The following is a 3783-nucleotide window of genomic DNA, read 5'->3' as shown; positions in this document are numbered from 1 at the left end:
CTTGTCGCCGATCGCGACGTCGAACAGCACGTTGCCCTTGTGGTCGGGCCAGACCTGCGGCGCATCCGGCTTGACCGCATTGGCGACGCCGGTCACCGCCGGCAGCGTGGTCCATTCGACCTTGATCGCCTCCAGCGCATCGCGGGCGTGGTCGAGCGTATCCGCCACCACGAAGGCCACGGCATCGCCGACATGCCGCACCTCGTCCCTGGCCAGGATCGGATATGGCGGCGCCGTGAACGGATCCGTCTCCAGATTGAACAGGCACGGCAGGCCGCCGAGATCGGCGACGTCTTCGGCCGTGAGAATCAGCGACACACCGGGCAGCAGGCGCGCTTCAGTTGCGTCGATGGTGAACCTGGCATGCGCATGCGGCGAGCGCAGCACCAGGGCGTGGAGCGAGGCCGATGGCGCGAGATCGTCGGTGTAGCGGCCCTTGCCGCGGATCAGCGCATCATCCTCTTTCCGGAGCACGCTTTGACCGACGCCGAACTTGATTGGAGCTGCCATCTCGTTTCACTTCCCGCTTGTTGCCCGATTGGGTGCATATTGCAGCGAAATGCAGAAGCAGGCAAAGGGTTTAGCGCCGCACCAGCGACCTGAGCCACCGCGGCCCGAACAGGCCGAGAATGGCAGCCGCATAGACGATCGCGCCGACCACGATCAGCACCGCCAGCACCGCCTCGTCGCGGAGGCCGCCGAGACCGGCAAATTGCGTCAGGGCGAAACGCGCGGTGAGCCAGAGCACGGTCGCCAGCGCCAGCCCGGTGATCGCATATTTGAGCAGCGACGCCCTGAACGCACTGTTGAACTCGATATAGCCCTTGGCGGCGGCGAAACCCAGCACCAGCAGCAGGTTGATCCAGGCACCGACGGCGGTGGCCAGCGCCAAGCCGACCTGCGCCAGCGAGCCCATCAGCAGCAACTTCAGGACGACATTGACGGCAAGCCCGGTCAGGGACGCCTTGACCGGCGTCGCGGTATCCTTGCGGGCATAGAAGGTCGAGACCGCGCTGCGGATCAGCACGAACGGAATCAGGCCGACGGCGTAGGCCGCAAGCGTCGCCCCGGCCGCCGCCGCATCACCGCGGGTGAAGGCGCCGCGGGCGAACATCGCCCGGGTGATCACGTCGGGCACCGCGACGAAGGCCGCGACGAACGGCACCGAGAACAGCAGCGTGAAATCGAAGGCGCGGCGCTGCTGCTCCATGGCGCCGGCGTGGTCGTTCGCGGTCAGCCGGCGCGACATCTCCGGCAGCAGCACCGTGCCGACCGCGATGCCGATGACGCCAATCGGCAGTTGGTTGAGCCGGTCGGCGTAATATAGCGCCGAGATCGCGCCGGCGGGGAGGAAGGTCGCGATAATGGTGTCGGCGAACATCGCGACCTGCGTCCCCATCGAGCCCAGGGTCGCTGGCCCCAGCGCGCCGAAGAAGGCGCGGATATCCTCATCTAGCCTGAGCGGCGCAAAACGCGGCAGACCGCCATGGCGGGCGAGATCGCCGGCGAGCAGGAAATATTGCAGGAAGCCGGAGATCAGCACGCCCCAGGCGGCGGCATGGCCTGGGGTCGGGAAGAACACCGCGAACGCCAGGGTCGCCATCATCGCGATGTTGAGGAAAATCGAGGCGGCCGCGGCGCTGGCAAAGCGCTGCATCACGTTGAGCATGCCGCCATAGAGCGTCACCAGCGTGATCAGCAGCAGATAGGGGAAGGTGATGCGGGTGAGATCGATGGCCAGTCCCCGCTGCGCCGGCTCGTCGGTGAACCCCGGCGCCAGCACGCTCATCACCTGCGGCATGAACAGCCAGGCCAGGATCAGCAGCAGCACCTGCGAGGCCAGCAGTAAGGTGAAGACGCGGTCGGCGAACAGGCTTGCCGACGCCTGCCCCTTCTCGCCATGGACATGGGCATAAGCCGGCACGAAGGCGGCGTTGAACGCGCCCTCGGCGAAGATGGCGCGGAAATGATTGGGCAGGCGGAAGGCGATGAAGAAGGCGTCGGCCACCGGGCCGGCGCCCAGGATCGCCGCCAGCATGATGTCGCGGGCAAAGCCGGTGAGCCGAGACAGCAGCGTATAGCCGCCGACAGTGAAGATGCGTCCGAGCATGGGAGGCTTCTAGAGCATGGACGGTAAATGTTGAAGCGGAGAACGTTTGCCTTGCTCTTGTGAATGGAGCGCTGCGCCTCGGCGAGCCTAGTCCTAGCCCTCCACTCGCTGTAAGAACATGACAAGAACGGCCCCAACGTGTGCACTATGCGCATCGGCGATTTCCGGATTGTCTTCTCAGAAGCCGAGGACACGATGACTATTCACGGCATCGGACCACGTGGCGGCATCTACGATTGAAAGGCGACCCCATGAACAAGGTGCGGAGAATTACATCGCCGAACGGCGAGGAAATGGTCCTGCTGTCGGTCGCCGAATATGAGCGCCTCATCGAGGCCGCAGAAGATTTGCGAGACAGCGAGATTGCGGAGCACTCTCGCCGCGAGATCGACGCCGGCACGGAGGAACCGCTGACTCACGCCGAGGTGAAAGAGATGTTAGCTGCCAAGACGCCGCTCGCCTTCTGGCGTAAAAAGCGCAGCATGACACAAGCCGCACTCGCCACGGCCACAGGCGTCGCGCAAGGTTTCCTGTCCGAGATCGAGAGCGGCCAAAAGCCGGGCACCGCCGCAACCTTGAAAAAGATCGCCGACGCGCTGCGGATCACGGTCGATGACCTGATCTGAAACGGCTCCCGTCTCCCGGGGGGCTGAGGTCGGCAACGTCTTTCAGAGATACGATGAGCCATTCAACGATAGAAGATATGAATTGATGCGCGCTTCTGTAGTGTTCATGGCGCTTTCTGCCATCGGATGCGCTGTTTCGGCGTGGAGCTACCTTGTGATATCGACGCCAGCACACTTCGCCAAAGTAGCCAGCATCTTGGCAAATCCAAATGGGGACATCATCTGGGTCGAGACTTGGCAGAGCAACAGACACATCAGCTTGATCTGCGGTTGCATTTCGTTGGCGATACTTATTTGGTCGTACTGCTTGCTCTGGCGGGCACAGCGGAAAGAGCAGATGTGAGCTCAACAGGATTCGTGTGCCAGTTCGTGGCACGCCAGGCGGATTGGTCCTAATGAGTCGCAATCGCCGACTTCCGGGACGCCCGCGCCAAGTTACCGGCGCATGAATGCGATCTGCCTACGCGCCACGACGATCGTAGCCCAACTCACCTGCGCTAAAAAACTCATTTCCCGTGCCGATTCAAGCGCATCCCGCTATCCAGCCCGTTCCGGAAGAATATTCCTCTTTCTTTTTATCAGAAATTGTGATTGATTGTCGCCGTCCCGTCTCGATAAGAGGGGCGCTTCGCGGTCGTCACGAACGTTGAGGCGGGATGCGGTGGGCGTGTCGATGTTGCAGCGTGGCTTGTCCGCGCCGACGAACAGCATTGATGCGCACGGTCAAGTCGCGTGGTCCTGATACCCCGACGCTGGTATCCGCGCTGATGCGAAAGCATCATGCGCACACGGTGGCCAGAAAGCCCGGCGCACCGGGGAGAACGCGAAGCAGCCGTTAAAGCCATCGCGCGGGGAATGCCGGGATGTCTCGGCTGAACCTGTGGTACCTGCCGCCTGCATTTTTTTCGCAGGCGGGCCATGGGGGCGGCCAGCTCCCGGCATTCCCCGTGCCCTCTGCTTGAAGAGGGCAGGTCCAACGGCAAACCTCGGACGCGAAAAGGGCGCCGCGAGAAGGAGAACTCATGTCTCACCACCGTTATTGCAGGG

The 3783-nt window shown here is 63.1% G+C and carries 2 protein-coding genes and 1 pseudogene; 1 reads left to right on the top strand and 2 read right to left on the bottom strand.

Features of this window, described 5'->3' with window-relative positions; translation table 11 throughout:
- Both WA702_RS26985 and murJ read right to left on the bottom strand, forming a co-directional pair.
- Positions 1–510 (bottom strand): annotated as a pseudogene (locus WA702_RS26985) (xanthine dehydrogenase family protein molybdopterin-binding subunit); the annotation flags it as partial.
- Positions 511–580: 70 nt separating this feature from the next.
- Positions 581–2110, bottom strand: coding sequence for a murein biosynthesis integral membrane protein MurJ (gene murJ, locus WA702_RS26980; RefSeq protein ID WP_425113596.1), 1530 nt, complete (start codon positions 2108–2110; stop codon positions 581–583).
- A gap of 251 nt (positions 2111–2361) precedes the next feature.
- Here murJ and WA702_RS26975 point away from each other — a divergent pair, with 251 nt between their 5' ends.
- Positions 2362–2736 (top strand): helix-turn-helix domain-containing protein, encoded by a 375-nt coding sequence (locus tag WA702_RS26975; RefSeq protein WP_425113595.1) that lies wholly within the window; start codon positions 2362–2364, stop codon positions 2734–2736.
- Positions 2737–3783: the final 1047 nt, after the last annotated feature.

Source organism: Bradyrhizobium sp., from assembly GCF_049798375.1.
In the GTDB taxonomy this organism is placed as follows: Bacteria; Pseudomonadota; Alphaproteobacteria; order Rhizobiales; family Xanthobacteraceae; genus Bradyrhizobium.
The sequence above is the reverse complement of the archived record's forward strand: the minus strand, read 5'-3'. Positions and strand labels throughout refer to the sequence as shown.